We start from the raw sequence: 23,179 nt of genomic DNA, 5'->3' as shown, positions 1-23,179 counted from the left end.
TATCATAAGCGTCTACTTGCCAGCCTTGCCATGGACACCATGACCGAGAACGACTATTTGATCGCCTGGGGCTGCTACGCCTTCGCCGCCTTGGGCTGCTTGTTGGTGTGGTTTCGCCTGACCCGCTGGATCTGGCGCTGGCTGCGCGAGCCGCTGCGCGTGGTGATGGCGGTGCTGCTGTTCAGCCCGACCATTATCGACCCGGTGAAGGAAAAATTCGCCCCGGCGGTGGCCATTACAGCCCTGGACCTGATGTTCAAGGTCGGCAACAACGCCTGGCGCGCGGTTTCCGATCTGTTCATGTACCTGATGATCGCCGTGGGCGTCTATCTGCTCTTCGCGCTGATCCGCTGGCCCATCGAGCGCTCCATCAAGGCCCGTCGTCCGCAGCCCGTTGCGGCTGGCACTGTCCCGGCGACCGAGCCCGAGGAAGACGATCAACCGTTCACCGCAGCCGAGCGCAACGAGCGTTTTGGCCGTCAGCCGCCGACCGGTGGCAATGGTCGCCCGCGGGTCGAACCGCGTCTGTAAGCGTGTCACTGCATTGAAGCGAGAGTCCGAGCATGTGTGAATTGTTGGGCATGAGCGCCAATGTACCGACCGATATCGTTTTCAGCTTTACCGGCCTGATGCAGCGCGGGGGGCGTACCGGCCCCCATCGTGACGGCTGGGGCATCGCCTTCTACGAAGGCCGTGGCTTGCGGCTGTTCCAGGACCCGGCGGCGAGCTGCGAGTCCGAGGTCGCGAACCTGGTGCAGCGTTACCCGATCAAGAGCGAAGTGGTGATCGGGCATATCCGCCAGGCCAATGTCGGCAAGGTCTGCCTGTCCAATACCCATCCCTTTGTCCGTGAACTGTGGGGCCGCAACTGGTGTTTCGCCCATAATGGCCAGTTGGCGGACTTCCAACCGCCGACCAGCTTTTATCGTCCGGTAGGCGATACCGACAGCGAAGCGGCCTTCTGCGACCTGCTCAACCGCGTGCGCCAGGCCTTTCCGGAGCCGGTGGACATCGAAGTACTGCTGCCGTCCCTGGTCCAGGCTTGTGCCGAATATCGCGCTAAGGGCGTGTTCAACTGCCTGCTCAGCGACGGTGACTGGCTGTTCTGCTATTGCTCGACCAAGTTGGCGCAAATCACCCGGCGCGCGCCGTTCGGGCCGGCACGGTTGAAGGATGTCGATGTGATCGTCGACTTCCAGGCCGAAACCACGCCCAATGACGTGGTGACGGTGATCGCCACCGAACCTTTGACCGAAAACGAAACCTGGACCCGCTACGAACCGGGCCAATGGAGTCTGTGGCGACGCGGTGAATGCGTCAGCCAGGGCCAAACCGAATAAGGAAGTCCGTTATGTGGTTGAGTTACCTGCGGCTGATTCTGTTTACCCTGGGGCTGTTGATCGGTGTCCAGGTACCGGGTTTTATCAATGACTACGCCAAGCGGGTCGAAGCGCACCTGATTGAAGCGCAGACCAACCTCCAGGGTTTCCAGAAGACCGCCGAGCAGTTCTTCAACGGTGATCTGCAGGCCCTGGTGGCGCATTATCGTGCCAGTGACGATCCGGTGTTCCGCAGCGATGCCGACAGCCTCGGCAACTTGCTCACTCGTCAGCGCCTGCTGGACGACCAGTTCCAGGCGATGCAGGGGCCCTGGTACAAACGCGCGTTGCAGGTGGCGTATGCGGCCGATCCGGATATCCGCCAGGAAACCTTGCAGGGCTACACCTACCAGGTCCTGCTGTCGCCCGAGGCGATCGGCTGGGCGATGGGCGCGGCGCTGTTGTTCTCGTTCGTAATCGAAGGCTTCTTCCGCCTGGTGGATTGGGTGGTGCTGGGCGGCAAGCGCCAGCGTGAACGCCTGGCGCGGCGCGAACGAGGTTATTGACCGGGGAGGGCGGGCTTGCTCAGGACCACATACTGCTCGCCCATCTTGTCCGCATAGCTGTGCAAGACCTCCTGGCACAGCGCGACAATTTCCTCCACCAACTCCACGCCGACCCGCCAGGACACCACCACTTCCAGGTTCGGCGGGCGGACGTCCAAGGCCAGCAAGGTCAACTCGCCGCGCATCAGCTCTTCGCGCACCAGCACCGACGGCAGGGCGCCGATACCGAAACCATCACGCAATAGCCGGGTAATCGCCGACACCGAGTTGACGCAGTTCAGCCGCGGCGTCGGCACGCCATGGACCTGCATCAGGCCCAGGATTTCCTGATGCGGCCGCGAGTTTTTCGAGAAGGTCACGATGCGCTCCCGGGCGATCTCGGCCAGGCTTGCGTATTCGCGGTTATAGATCGAGTTGCTGGCCACCACCCAGCCCATCGGGTGGCTGATCAGCTTCAGGCTGCGAATCGATTCCTGGCGCAACAGGTCGGTTTGCAGCACCAGGTCGAGAAAGCCTTTTTGCAGCTGATCGCAGAGGTTCAGCGCGGTATCGGCCACCAGCTCGATTTCCACCAGTGGAAAACGATCCGACATCTGCGCCACCAACGGGCTGAGCCAGGTATGGATGACCGTGTCCATCACCCCGATGCGCAGGCGCCCGACCTTGGTCGAACTGATCTCGATGGCATGCTTGAGGGCCTGCATGGTGTCCATCATCTGCTCGGCATAGTCGAGCACCTTGAGCCCTTCGGGAGTCAGGCTGACGCCGCGTGAATCGCGCAGGAACAGCTTCACCCCGAGCTCACCTTCGAGCACCGCGATACGGCTGGAAATGGACGCCTGGGTGGTGAAGAGCTTGTCCGCCGTCAGGCGAAAACTCTTCAGTCGTGCGACCCAGACGAAGGTCTCGAGAAATTTGAGGTTCATGCAATCAACTTTTTCTTATGCCAGGGCAGGACTTTAATTAGTTGGACGCAGAGGGCACGGCCAACGAAAAATGGCCTTCGACCGGTCAGGCACGATAAGCCTATGCCCCGCTGGTCGCCAGAACAATACCAATAAGTTTTATGCGGAGAACTTCCCCCCATGACTACGCCAGGCTCGCTGGACGTCACCCAAGCCGAGGGCCCACCCGGTCCTTTCACCTGGTATCGCAACCTCGATCAGCAGGAGCGTCGTACGTTCTGGAGTTGCAAGATCGGTTACGGCCTGGATGGCATGGACACCCAGATGCTCAGTTTCGTCATCCCGACGCTGATCGCCCTCTGGGGCCTCACCACCGGCCAGGCCGGGCTGATTTCCACCAGTACCCTGATTGCCTCGGCCCTTGGTGGCTGGATCGCCGGGATTCTCTCCGACCGCATCGGCCGGGTACGCACCCTGCAACTGACGGTGCTCTGGTTCGCCGTGTTCACCTTTCTCTGCGGCTTTGCCCAGAACTACCACCAGTTGCTGGTGGCCCGGACCTTGATGGGCTTCGGTTTCGGCGGGGAATGGACCGCCGGTGCGGTGCTGATGGGCGAGGTGATCCGCGCCAAGGATCGCGGCAAGGCGGTCGGCATGGTGCAATCGGGCTGGGCCCTGGGCTGGGGTTTGACCGCGATCCTCTATGCATTGTTGTTTTCCCTGCTGCCGCCCGAGGACGCCTGGCGTGCCCTGTTCGTATTGGGCATCGTGCCGGCGATCTTTGTGATTTTCGTTCGGCGCCTGGTCAAGGACCCGGAGGTCTATCGCCAGGCCAAGAACCAGGAAGCCCCGAGCAACCCGACGCACTTCTACGAGATCTTTGCCCCGGGCATGCTCAGTACGACCCTGCGGGCTTCCCTGTTGACCACCGGCGCGCTGGGTGGTTATTACGCCATCACCGCCTGGTTGCCGACCTATCTGAAGACCGAGCGCGGCCTGAGCGTACTCGGCACGGGCGGTTACCTGGCCATGGTGATCGCCGGTTCCTACATCGGTTATGTGATCAGCGCGTACCTGACCGATCTGCTGGGGCGCAAGAAGAACTTCATCCTGTTCGCCGTCGGCTCCTTCATTATCGTGCTGTTGTACACCCAGCTGCAGGTCAGCAACGAAGTCATGCTCTGGCTGGGCTTGCCCCTGGGCTTTTTCGCCTCGGGGATTTTCAGCGGCATGGGCGCGTTTCTCACCGAACTGTTCCCTACGCGGATTCGCGGTTCGGGCCAAGGTTTTTGCTACAACATCGGGCGGGCATTGGCGGCGTTTTTTCCGCTGCTGATCGGCCTGCTCAGCCAGAAAGTGTCCTTGAGCCTGGGGATCGGCGCTTTTGCCGCCGTGTCCTACGGCGTGGTAATTCTCGCGGCCCTGAGCCTGCCGGAAACCCGTGGCAAGGAACTCGAAGCGCAGTAATCTGTGGGTATTTGCGAAAAGTCCCACATTAAGAAAAGTTAAAAGCCCACAGGAGCAACCACCGTGAGCCGCTTGTTATTGAATTGCGATATCGGCGAAAGCTATGGCAACTGGACCATGGGTCTGGATGCGCAGGTCATGCCGTTTATCGATTGCGCCAATGTGGCCTGCGGTTATCACGCGGGCGATCCGAGCATCATGCGCAAGACGGTGACGCTGGCCCTGGCCAACGATGTGCGTATCGGTGCCCACCCGGCCTATCCCGATCTGGTGGGGTTCGGCCGCCGCTCCATGGCCTGCACGCCCCAGGAAATCCAGGATCTGCTGCATTACCAGATCGGCGCGCTGGACGGTATCTGCCGGGCGCAGGGCGCCCGGGTGAGTTACGTCAAGCCCCACGGCGCGATGTACAACGACATGATGGCCAATCCCGAGCAACTGCGGGCGGTGATCCAGGCGATTGCCGCCTACGGTGGGGACCTGCCGTTGATGCTGCTGGCGATGCGCGACAACAGCGCGGCCCAGGCCCTGGGTGATGAGTACGGCGTCGAGTTGTGGTTCGAGGCTTTTGCCGATCGTGCCTACGACAGTGCGGGGCGCCTGGTTTCGCGACAGTTGCCCGGTGCCGTGCATCACGAGGCTGAACGGATCGTCGAACAGGCCCTGACCATTGCCCGTGGTGACAACCTCATTGCCAGCGATGGCAGTGCGCTGCGCCTGCAGGCCAATACCCTGTGCGTGCACGGCGACAACGCCAGTTCGGTGGCTGCGGTGCAGCGTATCCGCGAGGCCCTGGATCGGCAGCCCGCCGTATGAAGCCACGGATCGAAGTGGTCGGGATCGACTGTCTGATGGTGCGGCTGTTCGAGGTGATCGCCGAAGAAAACATGCCGTGGATGCTTGCCGCCGGTGAGCGTTTGCGGGCTGGATTTGCCGGACACCTGATCGACCTGGTGCCGTCCTATACCACCTTGATGGTGCATTACGACCTGCTGGCGTTGAGCCCGTCCCAGGCCCGGGAGCTGATTGCCGAGGCCTTGACCGACCTGACCCCGAGCACCGGGGCTGGCGGTCAATGCCATGTGTTGCCGGTGTGGTACGACCCGAGTGTCGGTCCGGAGCTGGGCTTGTTGGCCGAACGCAGCGGCTGGTCGGTCAGCGAAGTGATTCGCTGTCACAGCGAGCGCGAGTATCAAGTGTTCGCCTTGGGTTTTGCCCCGGGGTTCGCCTTTATGGGATTGGTCGACGAACGACTGGCCGTGCCGCGGATCAGCACGCCGCGCAAGCGGGTGGCGGCGGGGAGCGTGGGCATTGCCGAGCGCCAGACCGCAGCTTACCCGGTGGTTTCCCCGGGGGGCTGGAACCTGATCGGGCGGACGCCGAGCAAACTGTTCGACCGTGAACGTGACGGTTATAGCCTGATGCAGCCGGGCGATACGGTGCGTTTTGCCGCGATCGATCATGCTGAATTCATTACGTTGGGCGGTGATGACACGCCATTGGAGGGCTTGGCATGAGCTATCTGTCGATCGAGGCGAGTACGCCTCTGTGCCTGTTGCAGGATGCGGGGCGGTTTGGCGTGCGTCATCTGGGCGTGACCCAGGGCGGTGCGCTGGATTGGGTCTCGATGTTCTGGGCCAACCATCTGCTGGGCAATGCGCCGGACGCCGCGGTGGTGGAAGTGACCTTGGGCGGGCTGACGCTGGTGGCTGAGGAGGATTGCTGCCTGGCCCTGGCCGGTGCCGATCTCGGCGCGCGGGTGGATGGTCAGGCGTTGGCACCCTGGTGCAGTTTTGTCTTGAGGAAAGGCCAGCGTCTGCAGTTGACGCAGCCGTTGTCGGGGGCGCGGGCGTATCTGGCGGCGCCGGGTGGTTTTATCGCGCCGCAGGTCCTTGGCAGTGCTGCTTGTGTGGTTCGTGAGGAACTCGGTGGGCTGGATGGTATGGGGCGGCCCTTGGCCAAGGGCGGGCGTTTGGAGTATCGCGGGGAGGCGTCGACGCCGAGAGGATTGTCAGGGGCGCAGGTGCCGGATTTCAGCTCCAGCGCACCGTTGCAGGTGGTGCTCGGGGCGCAGATCGGTGAGTTCAGCGGGCAAAGTCTGTTCGATGCATTCAACAGTGTCTGGACCCTGGACAGTCGCGCCGATCGCATGGGGATTAGGCTGTTGGGGCCGGAGTTGAAGTACCAGGGCGAGCCGATGATTTCCGAGGGCATTCCCCTGGGAGCGATCCAGGTGCCGCCGGATGGGCAGCCGATTGTATTGCTCAACGACCGGCAGACCATTGGTGGTTATCCACGTTTGGGGGCGTTGACGCCATTGTCGCTGGCGCGATTGGCGCAATGTCTGCCAGGGACCCAGATCAGGCTGGCGCCGGTGGTGCAGGAGACGGCGCATCGGCAGCAGGTCGAATTCATGCGCCGGTTCGCCTGACACCGCCCCCCTGTAGGAGCGAGCTTGCTCGCGATGGTAGCCCAGGCACCGTGGGGGATCAGGTGCCCCGCGTCATCGTTAACGGCCATCGCGAGCAAGCTCGCTCCTACAGGGATCGTGCGTCGGACCGGTCGATGCGGTTCTACTTGGACAGAAACCGCATTCCTTCCTCCAACCCGCGCAAGGTCAGCGGATACATCTGGTCCTCCACCAGATCCCGAACGATCCCGGTCGACGCGGTGTAATTCCAGGTGTCCTTGGGATAAGGGTTGATCCAGACAAGCTTCTTGTACTTGGCCATGAAGCGTTGCATCCACACATAACCGGCTTCTTCGTTCCAGTGCTCGACGCTGCCACCGGCCTGGGTGATTTCATAGGGGGCCATGGCCGCATCGCCGACGAAAATCACTTTGTAGTCGGCCCCGTACTTGTGCAGCAGGTCCTGGGTCGACGTGCTTTCCGAACCCCGGCGCAGGTTGTTCTTCCACACTGACTCATAGATGAAGTTGTGGAAGTAGAAGTACTCCAGATGCTTGAACTCGGTCTTGCAGGCCGAGAACAACTCCTCGCAGATCTTCACATGGGCGTCCATCGAGCCGCCGATATCGAACAACAGCAGCAACTTGATGGTGTTGCGTCGCTCCGGGCGCATCTGGATATTCAGCAATCCGGCATCGCGAGCGGTGTGGTCGATGGTGCCATCGATATCCAGTTCTTCCGCCGCGCCTTGGCGCGCGAACTTGCGCAGGCGGCGCAAGGCGATCTTGATATTGCGCGTGCCCAGTTCGACCTGGTCGTCGAGGTTCTTGTACTCGCGCTGGTCCCAGACCTTGACCGCCTTGCCCTGGCGCTGGCCGGCGTCGCCGACGCGAATGCCTTCGGGGTTGAAGCCGCCCGAGCCGAACGGGCTGGTACCGCCGGTGCCGATCCATTTGTTGCCGCCGGCGTGGCGTTCCTTCTGTTCTTCCAGGCGCTTCTTGAACTCCTCGATCAGCTTGTCCAGGCCGCCGAGGGACTGGATCTGCGCGCGTTCCTCGGCGCTCAGTGAGCGTTCGAATTCCTTGCGCAACCATTCTTCGGGAATCAAGGCCTGAAGATGGTCGTCGAGTTTTTCCAGACCATTGAAGTAGGCGCCGAAAGCCCGGTCGAATTTGTCGAAATGCCGTTCGTCCTTCACCAGGATCGCCCGGGCGAGGTAGTAGAACTCGTCCATGTCGGCGAAGGTCACGCGCTGTTTCAGCGCGTTGATCAGATCGAGCAGTTCGCGCACCGACACCGGAACCTTGGCGGCGCGCATTTCATTGAACAGGTTGAGCAGCATGGCAATCGCCCCCGCTTTTGTTGAAAAAAGCGTACTCAGCGGCTGCCGCGACGGCTCATGAAGGCCAGGCGCTCAAGCAGTTGCACGTCCTGTTCGTTCTTCACCAGGGCACCGGCCAGGGGCGGAATGGCCTTGGTCGGATCACGCTCGCGCAGCACCGCTTCGCCGATATTGTCGGCCATCAGCAGTTTCAGCCAGTCCACCAGTTCCGAGGTCGAGGGCTTTTTCTTCAGGCCCGGGACCTTGCGCACGTCGAAGAACACGTCGAGGGCTTCGCTGACCAGGTCCTTCTTGATGTTCGGATAATGCACGTCGACGATCTTCTGCAGGGTGACGCGGTCCGGGAAGGCGATGTAGTGGAAGAAGCAGCGGCGCAGGAAGGCGTCCGGCAGCTCTTTCTCGTTGTTGGAGGTGATGATGATGATCGGGCGTTTTTTCGCCTTGATGGTTTCATCGATCTCGTAGACGTAGAACTCCATCTTGTCGAGTTCTTGCAGCAGGTCGTTGGGGAACTCGATGTCGGCCTTGTCGATTTCGTCGATCAGCAGGATCACCCGCTCTTCGGATTCGAAGGCTTCCCACAGCTTGCCCTTTTTCAGGTAATTGCGAACGTCGTGGACCTTTTCATTGCCCAGCTGCGAGTCGCGCAGGCGGCTGACCGCGTCGTACTCGTACAGCCCCTGATGCGCCTTGGTGGTGGACTTGATGTGCCAGGTGATCAGCTTGGCGCCAAAGGATTCGGCCAGTTGCTCGGCCAGCATGGTCTTGCCGGTGCCGGGTTCGCCCTTGACCAGCAGCGGACGCTCCAGGGTGATGGCGGCATTCACGGCCAGCTTCAGGTCATCGGTGGCAACGTAGGCCTGGGTGCCTTCGAACTTCATCTGCAATTCCTCGGACGATAACGCCGGCCGGTTTGGGGCGAGCGGAAAAAAATCATCCCTGACTATAACGCGGCGCCCGGTCGAGTGTGAACGCAGACGGCTTATTCAGTCTCTGAATGGGGCGTCAGATCCTGACTCGGTCAGGGCTTCTGGCCAGTCGTCGGCTGCGGTTGTTCGTAACGAGCATTGAAGGCCTGGATAAATCCATTGTGCAAAATCTGCAAAAAGGCCTGGAACGCGCTGATATCCTGCTGGTGAACGCTACCACTGAGTTCCACGCGGGTGGCGAACTGGTTTTTCTGCTGGTTCTTCAACAGGGTTTCGCCGGTACCGACGAGAGCCTCCCACACCGAGCGCAAGATGCTCTTGTCCGGGTTCTCGACGTCCTGTTGCCAGTTGAATACCTCGACATCATGCAGCAATGGCTTGATATAGCCGGTGAGCTGGCCTTTATGGGCCTGGGCCTCGATCACCAGGTCGCCGCTGCCGGCGTTGAAATCGAATTTGCCGTAGGCCGAGGCGAAGTCGTTGACGCGCCGCAGTTCAATGCCGGTGGCCCGCAGGCGAAATTCGAAATCCTCGAAGTTGCTCAACGGATCGAAGGTGGCGTTGGTTTCCAGGGGCGCTTGCCCGAGCAACAAGGCCTTGCCCTCGAAGCGGGCGTCGCGGTGGTCCTTGAGATCGACGACGTTGGTCAGGTTGTAGAGGTTGGCATTGACCTGGGTGGCCTGCAGGTTGACCACCGGTTTGGAATTGAAGTTACGGAAGGTGATATGCCCGTCAGTGATGCGCACCTCATTGAGGGTGATGGGCAGCAGTTTGCCCAACTGAGCCCGCCAGTCGGTGCCTTGACCGGTCTGGGATGCCTGTTTGTTGTTGGCGCCGCCGTCGACGAAGTTCAGTTCCGGTTTGACGAACAGCACCTGTGCCACCACCGCATGGTTCTCCCACAGGGATTTCCAGCTCACCGACAGGTCGATCAACGGCGCCTTGACGAACGGCACGGGCACCTTGCCGGTGACCTTGACGATCTCCAGGCCGTTGATCTTGTAGGCGCCGCGCCACAGGGCCAGGTCGACATCCGTCACCTGGCCGCGGTAATCGCCCATATCGGCGAGTTTTTCATTCAAATAGTGACGCACCAGGGAAGGCAGGGCCAGGTCCAGGACCACCAGCAGCAGGGCCAGGCTCGCCAGTCCCCACAATGGCCAGCTGTAACGACGTTTCATGGTGGTGTCCCGAAGGTTGTCTATAGGCGATGGACCCCCGGCAACGCTATACGTTCGCCATGACTGGACGCCCGCCAGCTCGGGGCATACCCTTGAAAGCCAACTCACCGTTGCCCAAAGGACCCCGTCATGAGCCGTATTTTCGCCGACAACGCCCATTCCATCGGTAATACGCCCCTGGTTCAGATCAACCGTATCGCGCCTCGTGGTGTGACGATCCTGGCCAAGATCGAAGGGCGTAACCCAGGCTATTCGGTGAAATGCCGGATCGGCGCCAATATGATCTGGGACGCGGAAAGCAGCGGAAAATTGAAGCCAGGCATGACCATTGTCGAACCGACTTCCGGCAATACCGGCATCGGCCTGGCCTTCGTCGCCGCCGCCCGGGGCTACAAGCTGCTGCTGACCATGCCGTCCTCCATGAGCCTGGAACGGCGCAAGGTGCTCAAGGCGCTGGGCGCCGAGCTGGTGTTGACCGAGCCGGCCAAAGGCATGAAAGGCGCGATCGAAAAGGCTACGGAGATTGTTGCCAGCAATCCGGCCCTGTACTTCATGCCGGCGCAGTTCGACAACCCGGCCAACCCGGCCATTCATGAAAAGACCACCGGCCCGGAAATCTGGAACGATACCGACGGCGCGGTGGATGTGTTGGTGGCCGGTGTCGGCACCGGCGGGACCATTACCGGGGTTTCCCGTTATATCAAGCTGACCAAACACAAGCCGATTCTCTCGGTGGCGGTGGAGCCGGCCACCTCGCCGGTGATCAGCCAGACCCTGGCCGGGGCCGAGGTCAAGCCCAGCCCGCACAAGATCCAGGGCATCGGCGCCGGTTTCGTGCCGAAAAACCTCGATCTGGCGATGGTCGACCGGGTGGAACTGGTCACCGATGAAGAGTCCAAGGCCATGGCCCTGCGGCTGATGCAGGAAGAGGGGATTCTCTGCGGGATTTCCTGCGGCGCGGCCATGGCCGTTGCCGTGCGGCTGGCGCAGACGCCGGAAATGCAGGGCAAGACCATCGTGGTGGTATTGCCGGACTCCGGTGAACGTTACCTGTCGAGCATGCTGTTCAGCGATCTGTTCAGCGAGCAGGAAATTCAGCAGTAAGCCGGGTAGCGGCGCTTCAGGCTTGGAGGACAGGGCAGAATCCGCTGATCTGGATCAGCTACCGTTCAGCGGTTTCCTGTTAAACAGATGCTTTATTGCCGGATCGGCAACGTTGAATCTGTGAAGGCATGGGTTTTTCCCGGCGCCGGTAATGTTTATCATGGCCGGCTGCCACGTCGGGTGAGTCAAGTTGTACAGGCCACGCGTGCGTTGCCCATTTTCGAGGAGTGTTGAATGACCTTTTCCTTTGCCGCCAAGGCCGCAGTCCTGCTGCTGTTCCTGGGCAGTACGCTTTACGTGCATCTGCGCGGCAAGGCGCGGTTGCCCCTGTTGCGCCAATTCGTCAACCATTCCGCCGCGTTCGCGCCGTACAACGCCTTGATGTACCTGTTTTCCAGCGTACCGTCCAAGCCTTACCTGGACCGCAGCAAGTTTCCCGAGCTGGATGTGCTCAAGGACAACTGGGAAGTGATCCGCGAAGAGGCCATGCATCTGTTTGATGAGGGCTATATCCGCGCCGCCGAGAAGAACAACGACGCCGGTTTCGGCTCGTTCTTCAAGAAGGGCTGGAAGCGCTTCTATCTCAAGTGGTACGACAAGGCCCTGCCGTCGGCCGAACTGCTTTGCCCGAAAACCGTGGCACTGGTGAACTCGATCCCCAACGTCAAGGGCGCGATGTTCGCCCTGTTGCCGGGTGGCAGTCACCTCAACCCGCACCGTGACCCGTTTGCCGGTTCCCTGCGTTATCACCTGGGGTTGTCCACGCCGAACTCTGACGATTGCCGGATTTTCGTCGATGGTCAGGTCTACGCCTGGCGCGACGGTGAAGACGTGATGTTCGACGAGACCTACGTGCACTGGGTCAAGAATGAAACCGAGCAGACCCGGGTTATTCTGTTCTGCGATATCGAGCGTCCGTTGAGCAGCCGCTTCATGACTGCGGTCAACCGCCGGGTCAGCGCCTTCCTCGGCCGCGCCACCGCGCCGCAGAACCTCGATGATGAGCGGGTCGGCGGGATCAACCAGGCTTATGCCTGGAGCAAGCGCTTCAGCGACAGCATCAGCGGTGTGGTCAAGCGTTTCAAGCGTGCCAATCCGAAGGCTTATCGCGCCATGCGCCCAGTGCTGGCGGTAGTGGTGTTCGCCGCCCTCGGCTATTGGCTGTTCGGCTGACCTGTTGCAATTGCGACCGGGCGCTGGTTATAGTCGGCGCTCGGTGTTTCAACCGATTCACCTCCCTCAGCAAAAGATCAGCCCATGCCGGTTTCCTTTCTCAATGCGGTAGTCGATTCAGCGCTCAACGCTGTGGTCGTGCCGTGCGGGAACCAACAGCCTGCGCAGATCAGTCATTACCCCCCACCTGTCAGTAGCACGCCGGTGTACGCAGTCGTATCACCGCCGGATGTTGGCGTTTCGGGCTGATCAGCAGCGTTTGCTGTTCCCCTGTGCCCGCCTGAAAAAACTACTGAATGTTCAGCCTTGGGCTGAATCGGCTTTTGCCTGAATCACGGGTGGTATCCATGTTGGCTTTTTCCAAACAATCCGCAACCGCGGCGGCCTCGACGAGTCTGTTTGTCCTGCTCTGGAGTAGCGGGGCGATCTTCTCCAAATGGGGTCTGGCGCATGCTTCGCCGTTCGCTTTTCTGTTGATCCGTTTTTCCATCGCCCTGTTGGGGTTGGTGGTGTTGGTGCCATTGCTCAAGTTCAAGCTGCCGCGGATGGGCAAGCCGTTGTTCTACGCGGCGGCAACCGGGCTGGTACTGCTGGGGGCCTATCAGATTTTCTATCTGCTGGCCCTGGACCTGAAGGTCACGCCCGGGGTCATGGCGACGATCATGGGGGTACAGCCGATCCTGACCGCGGTGCTGATGGAGCGGCAGCGTTCCTGGAGCCGGATGTTCGGCTTGGGGCTGGGGTTGGCGGGGCTGATCCTGGTGGTTTACCAGGGGATCGGTTTGGCCGGGATGTCCCTGGCCGGGATGCTGTTCGGATTGTTGGCCCTGGCCAGCATGACCTTGGGCTCGATCATGCAGAAACGTATCACCGATAACCCTCTGGGCACGCTGCCGGTGCAGTATCTGGCCGGGTTACTGCTGTGCGGGGCTTTCGTACCGTTCCAGCCGTTCCACTTTGAAACCGGCAGCGGTTTTATCCTGCCGGTGCTGTGGATGGGGCTGGTGGTCTCGGTGCTGGCGACCTTGTTGCTGTATCGGCTGATTGCCCGGGGGAATCTGGTCAATGTCACCAGCCTGTTCTACCTGGTGCCGGCGGTGACGGCGGTGATGGATTACCTGATCTTCGGTAATCGCTTGGCGGCGCTGAGTATGCTGGGGATGGGGCTGATTATCGTCGGGTTGGTGTTTGTGTTTCGCAAGGCTGGCTAAACGCTGAGAGTCGGTGCAGTAGCCGAGTGCTGCTGCGCCGGTTATGGCCCCTTCGCGGGCAAGCTCCGCTCCCACAGTGTCCGAGTCGTACGCATGATGTGTGTATAACAGAGAACTTGTGGGAGCGGAGCTTGCCCGCGAAGGAGGCCTGGAGGCCGCCAGATAACTAACGGTCAGCCACACTGACCGCTTTCAACGCTGCCCCTGGTTTCAACACCAGCCAAAGGGCCAGCGCAATCAACACCCCGCCATACACATGGGCCATCGACAGCGGTTCATCGAGAAACAGCGCCCCCCACAACACCCCGAACGCCGGGATCATGAAGGTCACGGTCATCGATTTGACCGGGCCGATATCGCTGATCAGCTTGAAATACATGATGTAGGCAAACGCCGTACACACCAGGCCCAACCCCAGCAGCGACAGCCAGACACTTATCCCGCCCCAGTTGGCCGGCGGATGGGTGATGGCGCTGTAGCCGAAGAACGGCAGGATCACCAGGGTCGCGCCGAACATGCTGCCCATGGCCGAAAGCCGTGGATCGAGGCCGCCTTGATGGTCGAGCCAGCGACGGGTCAGGAAACCGGCGAAACCGTAACTGGTGGTGGCCAGCAGGCACGCCGCAGCCCCCATCAGCAATTCCAGGTTGAAGGTCACCGGGCCCGCACGGGTCAGTACCGCCACCCCGAACAACCCGAGGAAGATCCCCACCAGCTTGTTCAGGCTCAGTTTTTCATGGAAGAACAAGCCGCCAATCAGCACGCCCATCAGCGGGGTGGTGGCGTTGAAGATCGACGAATAGCCGGCCGGCAGCACTTGCGCCGCCACCGAATACAGTGTCGCCGGCAACCCGGAGTTGATCACGCCGAGCATCAGGCAAACCTTGAACTTGCCTTTGAAGTCCCAGTTGACGCGCATCAGCGTGAGCATCACCAGCAAACCCAGCGCGGCAATCGAAACACGGAAAAAGGCGGTGGGAAAGGCCCCGAGCACCGGAGCAATGATCCGCATGAACAGGAAACTGGCGCCCCAGACAGCGGCCAGCATCAACATGCGTAGAATATCGACGGGTCTCACGGTGGCTTCCTTGGCAGGGTAGGGCGGGCAAGTGTCACCGCATGTCACTGGCAAGGCAATGGTTGCGTTGCCCGAGGGTTGGCCTCTAAGCTCAAGCGAGTCGCGAACAGAACAACTTCGAACAAACAGCGCAGGGGTTCCACTATGCCGCAGCCATGGCCGGCCGCTGATATCGCCCGCATGATCCTCGATGGCTTCGATGATTACCGCGAGCACTTTCGCCAGATCACCGATGGTGCCCGCAGCCGTTTCGAAGGCGCGCGCTGGCAGGAGGGGCAGGTGGCTTCGGCGGCGCGAATCAATCTGTATGAAGAGAAGGTCGGCGAGGTCAACGCCCGGCTGCGCGCCGGTTTCGATGAAAGTACCTTGCTCGATGTCACGCTCTGGCCCCTGGTGAAAAGCGCCTATATCAGCCTGATCGACCTGCGTTTCGACGACGAACTGGCGGAGACCTGGTACAACTCGACCTTTTGCGGCCTGTTCAGCCACGACCTGATCAGCGACGGCTGCATGTTTATCCACACCACCCGGCCCTCCCTACGCCGGGCGCGGGCGGCGCAGACCCGGATCTATCGGCCCCAGGGCGAATTGTCCGGCATGCTCGAACAGATCTTCGCCGACTACAGCTTCAGCGAGGCCTACGCCGATTTGCCGGGAGACCTGCGGCGCCTGGAAGCCCGGTTGCGGGAGAACCTGCCGGACTGGGTGTGCAAGGACCCGGAGTTGGGCGTCGAACTGTTCTCCTCGGTGCTCTACCGCAACAAGGGCGCCTACCTGGTGGGGCGCATCTACACCCATGATGAACAATGGCCGTTGGTGATCCCGTTGTTGCACCGCGAAGGACATGGCATCCAGATCGACGCGCTGATCACCGACGAAGCCGAGGTGTCGATCATCTTTTCCTTCACCCGCTCCTATTTCATGGTGGATGTGCCGGTGCCGGCGGAGTTCGTCGGCTTTCTCAAGCGCATTCTGCCGGGCAAGCATATTGCCGAGCTGTACACCTCCATCGGTTTCTACAAGCACGGCAAGTCCGAGTTCTACCGGGCACTGATCAATCACCTGGCCAACACCGACGACCGTTTCATCATGGCCCCGGGCGTGCGCGGCATGGTCATGAGCGTGTTTACCCTGCCGGGCTTCAACACTGTGTTCAAGATCATCAAGGACCGCTTTTCACCGTCGAAGAACGTCGACCGCGCCACGGTGATCGAAAAGTACCGTCTGGTGAAAAGCGTCGACCGGGTCGGGCGCATGGCCGACACCCAGGAGTTCGCCGACTTCCGCTTTCCCTTGAGCAAGTTCGAGCCGGCGTGCCTGGAAGAGTTGCTGGAGGTGGCCGCGTCCACGGTGCAGGTCGAAGGAGACACGGTGCTGATTCGCCACTGCTGGACCGAGCGGCGCATGACCCCGCTGAACCTGTACCTGGAAAACGCCAATGACGCCCAGGTTCGCGAGGCGCTGGAGGATTATGGCCAGGCGATCAAGCAACTGGCCGCAGCGAATATCTTTCCCGGCGACATGCTGCTGAAGAACTTCGGTGTCACCCGCCATGGCCGTGTGGTGTTCTACGACTACGACGAAATCTGCTTCCTCACCGAGGTCAACTTCCGGCACATTCCCGCGCCGCGCACGCCCGAGGATGAAATGGCCTCGGAGCCCTGGTATTCCATCGGGCCACTGGACGTGTTCCCCGAGGAGTTCCCGCCCTTCCTGTTTGCCGACATGGCGCAGCGCCGACTGTTCGACCAGTTGCATGGCGAGTTGTACAACGCCGACTACTGGAAAGGCCTGCAAGAGGCGATCCGGGCGGGCAAGGTGATCGACGTGTTTCCCTATCGGCGCAAGGATTGGAGCAACGAATAACCCGTTGGGGTGGTTCGGCAACGCAGTTGGCATCATTTTTCGGCGCAAATCTGCGACAATCCGCGCCTGCCTAAAATAGACGACCTTTGCGTACCTGATGACTGACGAATCGCCCGCTATCGACCAGCTGCTGAAAAACCTCGACCAGGCCATGATTGCCGACCGCCACCGGTTGCGGCGGCAGTTGCTCGAGTTGCGCAAAAAGCCCGACGAAAGCAAGTTGGCCCAGTGGGTCGAGCGGATGCAGGCGTCCTGTGCCCAGGTCACGGCCCGGGCCAAGAGCGTGCCGTTGATTCGTTATGACGACAGCCTGCCCATCGCCGCCAAGCGTGACGAGATCAAGGAAGCGTTGCTCAAGCATCAGGTGCTGATCATCGCCGGCGAAACCGGCTCGGGTAAAACCACCCAGTTGCCGAAGATCTGCCTGGAAATCGGCCGTGGCCAGCATGGTCTGATCGGCCACACCCAGCCACGCCGGATTGCCGCGCGCAGTGTCGCGAGCCGGGTCGCCGACGAGTTGGCCACGCCCCTGGGCGCACTGGTCGGTTATCAGGTGCGCTTCGAGGACCAGAGCGAGGCCAATACCCTGGTCAAACTGATGACCGACGGTATCCTCCTGGCGGAAACCCAGAACGACCGCTACCTGGAACGCTACGACACGATCATCGTCGACGAGGCCCACGAGCGCAGCCTGAATATCGATTTCCTGCTGGGCTACCTGAAAACCCTGCTGCCCCGGCGCCCGGACCTGAAGGTCATCATCACCTCGGCGACCATCGACCTGGAGCGCTTTTCCAAACACTTCAACGATGCACCCATTGTCGAAGTGTCCGGACGGACTTTCCCGGTGGACACCTGGTATCGCCCGTTGACCTCGCAACAGGATGAAGAGGGCAACAGCGTCGAGGAAGACTTGAGCGTCGACCAGGCGATTATCGCCACCCTCGACGAGATCGCCGCCTTCGAGCGCAGCGAGCGCAAGAGCCCGGGCGATGTGCTGGTGTTCCTGCCCGGCGAGCGGGAGATTCGCGACGCCGCGGACATGCTGCGCAAGGCCCAGCTCAAGCACACTGAAATCCTTCCTTTATATGCGCGCCTGTCGCCGGCCGAGCAGCAGCGGATTTTCCAGTCCCATCCGGGGCGCAGGGTCGTGCTGGCGACCAACGTCGCGGAAACCTCGCTGACCGTGCCGGGTATCCGCTATGTGATCGACAGCGGTACGGCGCGCATCAGCCGTTACAGCTACCGCGCCAAGGTCCAGCGCCTGCCGATCGAAGCGGTGTCCCAGGCCAGCGCCAACCAGCGCAAGGGCCGTTGCGGCCGGGTCGAGCCGGGTATCTGCATCCGCCTGTACAGCGAGGACGACTTCAACGGCCGTCCGGAATTTACCGACCCGGAGATCCTGCGCACCAACCTTGCGGCGGTGATCCTGCAGATGCTGCACCTGCGGCTCGGCGAGATCACGGCGTTTCCGTTTATCGAGCCGCCGGACGGCAAGGCCATCAGCGACGGTTTCAACCTGTTGCAGGAGCTCTCGGCGGTCACCCGCGAGAACCAGCTGACCCCGTTGGGCCGTCAACTGGCGCGCCTGCCGGTGGACCCGCGCATGGGTCGCATGTTGCTGGAGGCGGCCACCCTCGGCAGTCTGCAGGAAGTGTTGATCGTCGCCAGCGCCATGTCGGTGCAGGACCCGCGTGAGCGTCCGCCCGAGCGCCAGCAGGCCGCCGACCAGGCCCACGCGCAGTGGAAGGACGTGGATTCGGATTTCGCCGGGTTGATCAATGTCTGGCGCGGTTTCGAGGAACAGCGCCAGGCCCTGGGCGCCAGTGCGCTGCGCAACTGGTGCAGGAAGAATTTCCTCAATTACCTGCGGATGCGCGAATGGCGTGATTCCCATCGGCAATTGGGCCTGATCTGCCGCGACCTGCAGTTGAGCGTCAACAAGGAGCCAGCGGACTATCCCAAGCTGCACAAGGCGGTGTTGTCCGGGTTGCTCAGCCAGATCGGCCAGAAGACCGAAGACGGCGACTACCTGGGCGCCCGCCAGCGGCGTTTCTGGGTCCACCCGTCCTCGGGCCTGGGCCGCAAGCGTCCGCAATGGCTGATGGCCGCCGAACTGGTGGAAACCACCAAGCTCTATGCGCGGATGGTCGCCAAGATCGAGCCGGACTGGATCGAGCCCCTGGCCGGGCACCTGATCAAGAAGAACCACTTCGAGCCCCATTGGGAGAAGAAGCGCGGCCAGGTCGTGGCTTTCGAGCAGATCACCCTGTTCGGCCTGATCGTGGTCGGCCGCCGTCCGGTGCACTTCGGTCCCATCGAGCCGGTCGCTTCCCGCGAGCTGTTTATCCGCGAAGGCTTGGTGCGCGGCGAGATTCAATCGAAAGCCCGGTGCCTGAGCGCCAACCAGCAATTGCTCGAACAACTCGACGAGCTGGAGGCCAAGGCCCGCCGTCGCGATATCCTGGCCGATGAAGAAACCCTGTTCGCCTTCTACGACGCGCGCCTGCCGGCGGAGATTCACCAGACCGCGACCTTCGACAGTTGGTACCGGGTCCACAGCCAGAAAGACCCGCAACTGTTGATCATGCGCGAAGAGGATGTGCTCGCCCGCGAAGCCAGTGAAGTCACCGCCGCGCACTATCCGGATACCCTGCACCTGGGCGACCTGGCCCTGGCCTTGAGTTATCACTTCGAGCCCAACCATCCGCGTGACGGTGTGACCTTGCGGGTGCCGGCGCCGCTGCTGCCGGCCTTGCCCGGCGAGCGTCTGGAGTGGCTGGTGCCGGGGGTGATCGAAGCCAAGTGCATCGCCCTGGTGCGCAACCTGCCCAAGGCCTTGCGCAAGAACTTCGTGCCGGTGCCGGATTTCGTCAAGGCGGCGTTGCAACGGATCGAGTTTGCCGAGGGCTCCTTGCCCCAGGCCCTGGGCCGCGAGCTGCTGCGCATGACCGGCGCGCGGGTCAGCGATGAAGCCTGGGCCGAAGCGGCGCAGCAGGTGGAAAGCCACCTGCGGATGAACCTGGAAATCGTCGACGCCCAGGGCAAGTTCCTCGGCGAAGGTCGTGATCTGGCCGAGCTGACGGCGCGCTTTGCCGAAGCCAGCCAGGCGGCCCTGGCCGTGCCGCAGACGGCGAAAAGCCAGCAGCCGGTGCAGGCGAAGGAATTCGCCGCGGTGGCCCAGAGCACCCAGCAGAAGATCGCCGGGCTGTCGATGACGGTATACCCGGCGCTGGTTGAAGAGGGTGGTACGGTCAAGGAAGGGCGTTTCTCCACCCCGGCCGAAGCCGAGTTCCAGCATCGCCGGGCCTTGCAGCGCCTGCTGTTGCAGCAGTTGGCCGAGCCGGCGAAATTTCTTCGTGGCAAGTTGCCGGGCCTGACCGAACTGGGTTTGCTCTATCGCGAACTGGGTCGGGTCGAGGCGCTGGTCGAAGATATCCTGCTGGCGAGCCTCGACAGCTGCGTGCTGGAAGGTGAGGACAACCTGCCGCGCGATGGCGTCGGGCTGGCGTCCCTGGCCGAACGCAAGCGCGGTGCCTGGACCGAGCATGCCGAACGCCTGGCGCGCCTGACGTTGGAGACCCTCAAGCTCTGGCACGGTCTGCAAAAACGCTTCAAGGGCAAGATCGACCTGGCCCAGGCAGTGGCACTCAATGACATCAAGCAGCAACTGAGCCAGCTGGTTTATCCCGGTTTCGTCCGGCAGACGCCGGGTGTCTGGCTCAAGGAGCTGCCGCGTTACCTCAAGGCCATTGAGCTGCGCCTGGAAAAATTGCCGTCCCAGGTGCAGAAGGACCGGGTCTGGAGCACTGAGCTGGCTGGACTTTGGGCCCAATACCAGGCGCGCGCGGCCAAGCATGCCCAGGAAGGCAAGCGCGATCCGCAACTGGAGCTGTATCGCTGGTGGCTGGAAGAGTATCGGGTGTCGCTGTTTGCCCAGCAGTTGGGGACCAAGGCACCGATTTCGGACAAGCGCCTGAGCAAGCAATGGAGCCAGGTGGAAGCCTGATGCAGGTTTTTATGGCCGGGCTCCCAGGGGCCCGGTTGTGCTCCTTTGATCTCGGCCCTAGGGCCAAATCCCAATGTTTATGGCACACTTGGCGGCTATAAATGCCGATTCCATGGTTTGAGCGCTGCTTGCCCGACCAGGACGGAAGAAAACGACTCCAGGCCCTTTGCCGTTTTGACGGGATTGGCCCTTTTACGTATTGGTACGAATGTGCCAATGCCTTCTGCCTGAACAGAATAGAGGAACGAGCGTGCATAACGTCGTCATCAGCGGCACCGGCCTGTACACCCCGGCCAACAGCATTTCCAACGAGGAGCTGGTGCAGTCTTTCAACAGCTATGTGCAGCAGTTCAACGTCGAAAACGCCGCTGCCATCGAGCGCGGCGAAGTTCAGGCCCTGATCGAGTCGAGTGCCGCGTTCATCGAGAAAGCGTCCGGTATCAAGAGCCGTTTTGTCATGGACAAGGATGGCATTCTCGATCCCCAGCGCATGCGCCCACGCCTGCCCGAGCGTTCCAACGACGAATGGTCGATTCTCTGCCAGATGGCCATCGGTGCCGCCGAACAGGCCCTGCAACGCGCGGGCAAGACCGCCGCGGACATCGACGGCGTCATCGTGGCGTGCTCGAACCTGCAACGGGCCTACCCTGCGGTGGCCATCGAGGTCCAGGAAGCCCTGGGTATCCAGGGCTTCGGTTTCGACATGAACGTCGCCTGTTCCTCGGCGACCTTCGGTATCCAGACCGCCAGCAACAGCATTCAACTGGGCCAGGCCCGGGCGATCCTGATGGTCAACCCGGAAATCTGCACCGGTCACCTGAACTTCCGCGACCGTGACAGCCATTTCATTTTCGGTGATGCGGCGACGGCGGTGGTGGTGGAGCGGGCTGACCTGGCGACCTCGCCTTATCAGTTCGAGATTGTCGGCACCAAGCTGCTGACCCAGTTCTCCAACAACATCCGTAACAACTTCGGTTTCCTCAACCGCGCGGCGGAAGAGGGCATCGGTGCTCCGGACAAGCTGTTTGTCCAGGAAGGTCGCAAGGTGTTTCGTGACGTCTGCCCGATGGTGGCCGAACTCATTGCCGCGCATCTGCAGGAAAACCAGCTGAACATCGGCGATGTGAAGCGCTTCTGGCTGCACCAGGCCAACCTCAGCATGAACCATCTGATCGTCAAGAAGCTGCTGGGCCGTGAGGCCACGGAAGCAGAGGCGCCGGTGATTCTCGACACTTACGCCAACACCAGCTCTGCAGGTTCGGTGATTGCGTTCCACAAGAACCAGGACGATCTGGCGACGGGTTCGCTGGCCGTGCTCAGTTCGTTCGGCGCCGGTTATTCGATCGGTAGCGTGATCCTGCGCAAGCGTTGATCGGCGCCCTCCCGTCTGGCATCGTGTGCGCGCCAGGCGGGAAGGGGGGCTTCCTTGTTCCGATGCGTTTCAGGGAGCGATCGCTATTCTCGTGTTGAACATGGGGATGGAGCAGCGGCAAAAAAACTGATGCTCTATGACGTCCCGGAAATCCGAACGCGAGGTTGTGAATGGCGGCAATGGACGATAGTCAACTGCTCGAACGCTTGCTGGCAGGCGAACAACGGGCTTACAAGGAGTTGGTCAGCACCTACCAGAGCGCGATGCGCGCGGTGGCCTATGCCATTGTCGGCAGCCGCCAGGCCGATGAAGCGGTCCAGGATGCCTGGCTGGCCGTGGTGCGCAACCTGGCGGGCTTCCAGGGACGCTCCAGTCTCAAGACCTGGCTGTTGACCATCACCGCCAACGCGGCGAAGAATCGCTACAAGCAGAACCGCCGCGAAGTGCTGCTCGATGACCTGCCGTCGCCCCACGGCACCATCGGCGACGAACGCTTTGCCGCTGACGGCCACTGGGCACTGGCCCCCCACGCCTGGCATGAGGACACTCCCGAGGCCCTGCTCAGCGAGGATGAACTGCGCCAGTGCCTGGAGCACACGCTGTTGAGTTTGTCCGAGTTGCAGAGCAGTGTCTTGTTGTTGCGCGAACGCCAGGGGTTGGAGTTGGAGGAGATCTGTAATCTTCTGGGGATCTCGCTCTCCAATGTCAGGGTGCTGCTGCACAGGGCACGCTTGAAAGTTTTCGCGACCGTGGAGCATTTTGAGGAGACCGGCGAATGCTGACCTGCAAGGAACAAGTGGCACGTTCCAGCGACTATCTCGATGGCCAGCTGAGCTTTCGGGAGCGCCTGATGGTGCGCCATCACTTGATGTTCTGCCCCAACTGCCGGCGTTTTATCCGTCAGATGCGCTTGATGCAGGCCACCCTGAAGCATATGCCCGAACCGCCGGTCGAAAATCTCGAGGCCTTGTCCGCCCAGTTGGCGGCTCAGCGCCAGGATGCTGGAAAACCATAGTTCTAAAAAGCCACTATTTTTCTGCCAAAGCCCCGTAAACCGGGGCTTTGCGATTATTTGTGCCTGTCGGAAAAAGTTCCGCTGTCACAAAACCTTAATCGACCAGAAACCGCTCTGAAATAACCCCACGCCAAGATTCCCTCCCAACAAAGCAGGTCAGGCCCCGGCAATGGCTGCGCACCCGCGTGATGGCAACGGACGCCACAAATAGACCCGAAAAAGTTTGAATCCA

At 61.3% G+C, this 23,179-nt stretch carries 20 protein-coding genes; 15 read left to right on the top strand and 5 right to left on the bottom strand.

Going from position 1 to position 23,179, the window contains the following annotated elements; genetic code table 11:
- Positions 1 to 39 precede the first annotated feature (39 nt).
- The 3 genes from M5C01_RS10295 to M5C01_RS10285 are packed head-to-tail and all read left to right on the top strand — an operon-like array spanning position 40 to position 1,885.
- Positions 40 to 531 (top strand): MFS transporter, encoded by a 492-nt coding sequence (locus M5C01_RS10295; protein WP_248745052.1) that lies wholly within the window; start codon positions 40 to 42, stop codon positions 529 to 531.
- Between the two features lie 32 nt (positions 532 to 563).
- Positions 564 to 1,340 carry a class II glutamine amidotransferase gene (locus M5C01_RS10290; RefSeq protein ID WP_103498688.1) on the top strand — a complete coding sequence of 259 codons (777 nt, stop codon included), beginning with the start codon at positions 564 to 566 and terminating at the stop codon, positions 1,338 to 1,340.
- Positions 1,341 to 1,351: 11 nt separating this feature from the next.
- Positions 1,352 to 1,885, top strand: a complete 534-nt coding sequence (locus tag M5C01_RS10285; RefSeq protein WP_103498689.1) for a DUF2937 family protein — start codon at positions 1,352 to 1,354, stop codon at positions 1,883 to 1,885.
- Here the strand turns inward: M5C01_RS10285 and M5C01_RS10280 are convergent.
- Positions 1,879 to 2,811, bottom strand: coding sequence for a LysR family transcriptional regulator (locus tag M5C01_RS10280; RefSeq protein ID WP_103498690.1), 933 nt, complete (start codon positions 2,809 to 2,811; stop codon positions 1,879 to 1,881). The genes M5C01_RS10285 and M5C01_RS10280 overlap by 7 nt on opposite strands.
- 159 nt (positions 2,812 to 2,970) lie before the next feature.
- Between M5C01_RS10280 and M5C01_RS10275 the strand changes: the two genes are divergently transcribed.
- The 4 genes from M5C01_RS10275 to M5C01_RS10260 all read left to right on the top strand — a co-directional run bounded on the left by M5C01_RS10275 (position 2,971) and on the right by M5C01_RS10260 (position 6,688).
- Entirely contained in the window at positions 2,971 to 4,257 is a 1,287-nt protein-coding gene (locus tag M5C01_RS10275) for an MFS transporter (protein ID WP_103498691.1), read from the top strand.
- Between the two features lie 63 nt (positions 4,258 to 4,320).
- Positions 4,321 to 5,073: a 5-oxoprolinase subunit PxpA gene (locus M5C01_RS10270; RefSeq protein WP_178129812.1), complete on the top strand. Its 753-nt coding sequence runs from the start codon at positions 4,321 to 4,323 to the stop codon at positions 5,071 to 5,073.
- Positions 5,070 to 5,774: an allophanate hydrolase subunit 1 gene (locus tag M5C01_RS10265; protein ID WP_152738302.1), complete on the top strand. Its 705-nt coding sequence runs from the start codon at positions 5,070 to 5,072 to the stop codon at positions 5,772 to 5,774. Before M5C01_RS10270 ends, M5C01_RS10265 begins: the two co-directional genes overlap by 4 nt.
- A complete protein-coding gene (locus tag M5C01_RS10260) occupies positions 5,771 to 6,688 on the top strand; it encodes a biotin-dependent carboxyltransferase family protein (RefSeq protein WP_152738305.1) in 918 nt (305 codons plus the stop codon). Before M5C01_RS10265 ends, M5C01_RS10260 begins: the two co-directional genes overlap by 4 nt.
- Before the next feature lie 142 nt (positions 6,689 to 6,830).
- Here the strand turns inward: M5C01_RS10260 and M5C01_RS10255 are convergent, their stop codons facing one another.
- The 3 genes from M5C01_RS10255 to M5C01_RS10245 all read right to left on the bottom strand — a co-directional run bounded on the left by M5C01_RS10255 (position 6,831) and on the right by M5C01_RS10245 (position 10,119).
- Positions 6,831 to 8,009 carry a VWA domain-containing protein gene (locus tag M5C01_RS10255; protein ID WP_103498695.1) on the bottom strand — a complete coding sequence of 393 codons (1,179 nt, stop codon included), beginning with the start codon at positions 8,007 to 8,009 and terminating at the stop codon, positions 6,831 to 6,833.
- Between the two features lie 35 nt (positions 8,010 to 8,044).
- A complete protein-coding gene (locus tag M5C01_RS10250; protein ID WP_100938900.1) occupies positions 8,045 to 8,890 on the bottom strand; it encodes a MoxR family ATPase in 846 nt (281 codons plus the stop codon).
- A gap of 140 nt (positions 8,891 to 9,030) precedes the next feature.
- Positions 9,031 to 10,119, bottom strand: a complete 1,089-nt coding sequence (locus tag M5C01_RS10245; RefSeq protein ID WP_103498696.1) for a DUF748 domain-containing protein — start codon at positions 10,117 to 10,119, stop codon at positions 9,031 to 9,033.
- 129 nt (positions 10,120 to 10,248) lie between these two features.
- On the opposite strand from M5C01_RS10245, the gene cysK reads away from it, so the two are divergent.
- From cysK to M5C01_RS10230, 3 genes are all read left to right on the top strand, one after another.
- The gene (gene cysK / locus M5C01_RS10240) at positions 10,249 to 11,223 is read left to right on the top strand and encodes a cysteine synthase A (RefSeq protein WP_152738307.1); all 975 of its coding nucleotides are present in this window, start codon (positions 10,249 to 10,251) and stop codon (positions 11,221 to 11,223) included.
- A gap of 234 nt (positions 11,224 to 11,457) precedes the next feature.
- Positions 11,458 to 12,396, top strand: coding sequence for an aspartyl/asparaginyl beta-hydroxylase domain-containing protein (locus M5C01_RS10235; RefSeq protein WP_103498698.1), 939 nt, complete (start codon positions 11,458 to 11,460; stop codon positions 12,394 to 12,396).
- 347 nt (positions 12,397 to 12,743) lie between these two features.
- A complete protein-coding gene (locus tag M5C01_RS10230; RefSeq protein WP_152738310.1) occupies positions 12,744 to 13,607 on the top strand; it encodes a DMT family transporter in 864 nt (287 codons plus the stop codon).
- Positions 13,608 to 13,773: 166 nt separating this feature from the next.
- Here the strand turns inward: M5C01_RS10230 and M5C01_RS10225 are convergent, their stop codons facing one another.
- Positions 13,774 to 14,685 carry a DMT family transporter gene (locus tag M5C01_RS10225; protein WP_178129813.1) on the bottom strand — a complete coding sequence of 304 codons (912 nt, stop codon included), beginning with the start codon at positions 14,683 to 14,685 and terminating at the stop codon, positions 13,774 to 13,776.
- 144 nt (positions 14,686 to 14,829) lie between these two features.
- Between M5C01_RS10225 and aceK the strand changes: the two genes are divergently transcribed.
- The 5 genes from aceK to M5C01_RS10200 all read left to right on the top strand — a co-directional run bounded on the left by aceK (position 14,830) and on the right by M5C01_RS10200 (position 22,947).
- The gene (gene aceK / locus M5C01_RS10220; protein WP_152738314.1) at positions 14,830 to 16,551 is read left to right on the top strand and encodes a bifunctional isocitrate dehydrogenase kinase/phosphatase; all 1,722 of its coding nucleotides are present in this window, start codon (positions 14,830 to 14,832) and stop codon (positions 16,549 to 16,551) included.
- A gap of 97 nt (positions 16,552 to 16,648) precedes the next feature.
- Complete coding sequence (gene hrpA, locus M5C01_RS10215) at positions 16,649 to 20,560, top strand: ATP-dependent RNA helicase HrpA (RefSeq protein WP_152738317.1); 3,912 nt, start codon at positions 16,649 to 16,651, stop codon at positions 20,558 to 20,560.
- Positions 20,561 to 20,810: 250 nt separating this feature from the next.
- Positions 20,811 to 21,932 carry a beta-ketoacyl-ACP synthase III gene (locus M5C01_RS10210; protein WP_178129814.1) on the top strand — a complete coding sequence of 374 codons (1,122 nt, stop codon included), beginning with the start codon at positions 20,811 to 20,813 and terminating at the stop codon, positions 21,930 to 21,932.
- A 170-nt stretch (positions 21,933 to 22,102) separates the two neighbouring features.
- Positions 22,103 to 22,714, top strand: a complete 612-nt coding sequence (locus M5C01_RS10205) for an RNA polymerase sigma factor (RefSeq protein WP_103498704.1) — start codon at positions 22,103 to 22,105, stop codon at positions 22,712 to 22,714.
- Positions 22,708 to 22,947, top strand: coding sequence for a zf-HC2 domain-containing protein (locus M5C01_RS10200; protein ID WP_121137776.1), 240 nt, complete (start codon positions 22,708 to 22,710; stop codon positions 22,945 to 22,947). The genes M5C01_RS10205 and M5C01_RS10200 overlap by 7 nt, the downstream gene beginning before the upstream one ends.
- Positions 22,948 to 23,179 lie beyond the last annotated feature (232 nt).

The organism is Pseudomonas sp. MWU12-2319 (genome assembly GCF_023242525.1).
Taxonomy (GTDB): domain Bacteria; phylum Pseudomonadota; class Gammaproteobacteria; order Pseudomonadales; family Pseudomonadaceae; genus Aquipseudomonas; species Aquipseudomonas gingeri_D.
Note: the sequence above shows the minus strand (reverse complement) of the source record. Positions and strands in the feature narration are given on the sequence as shown.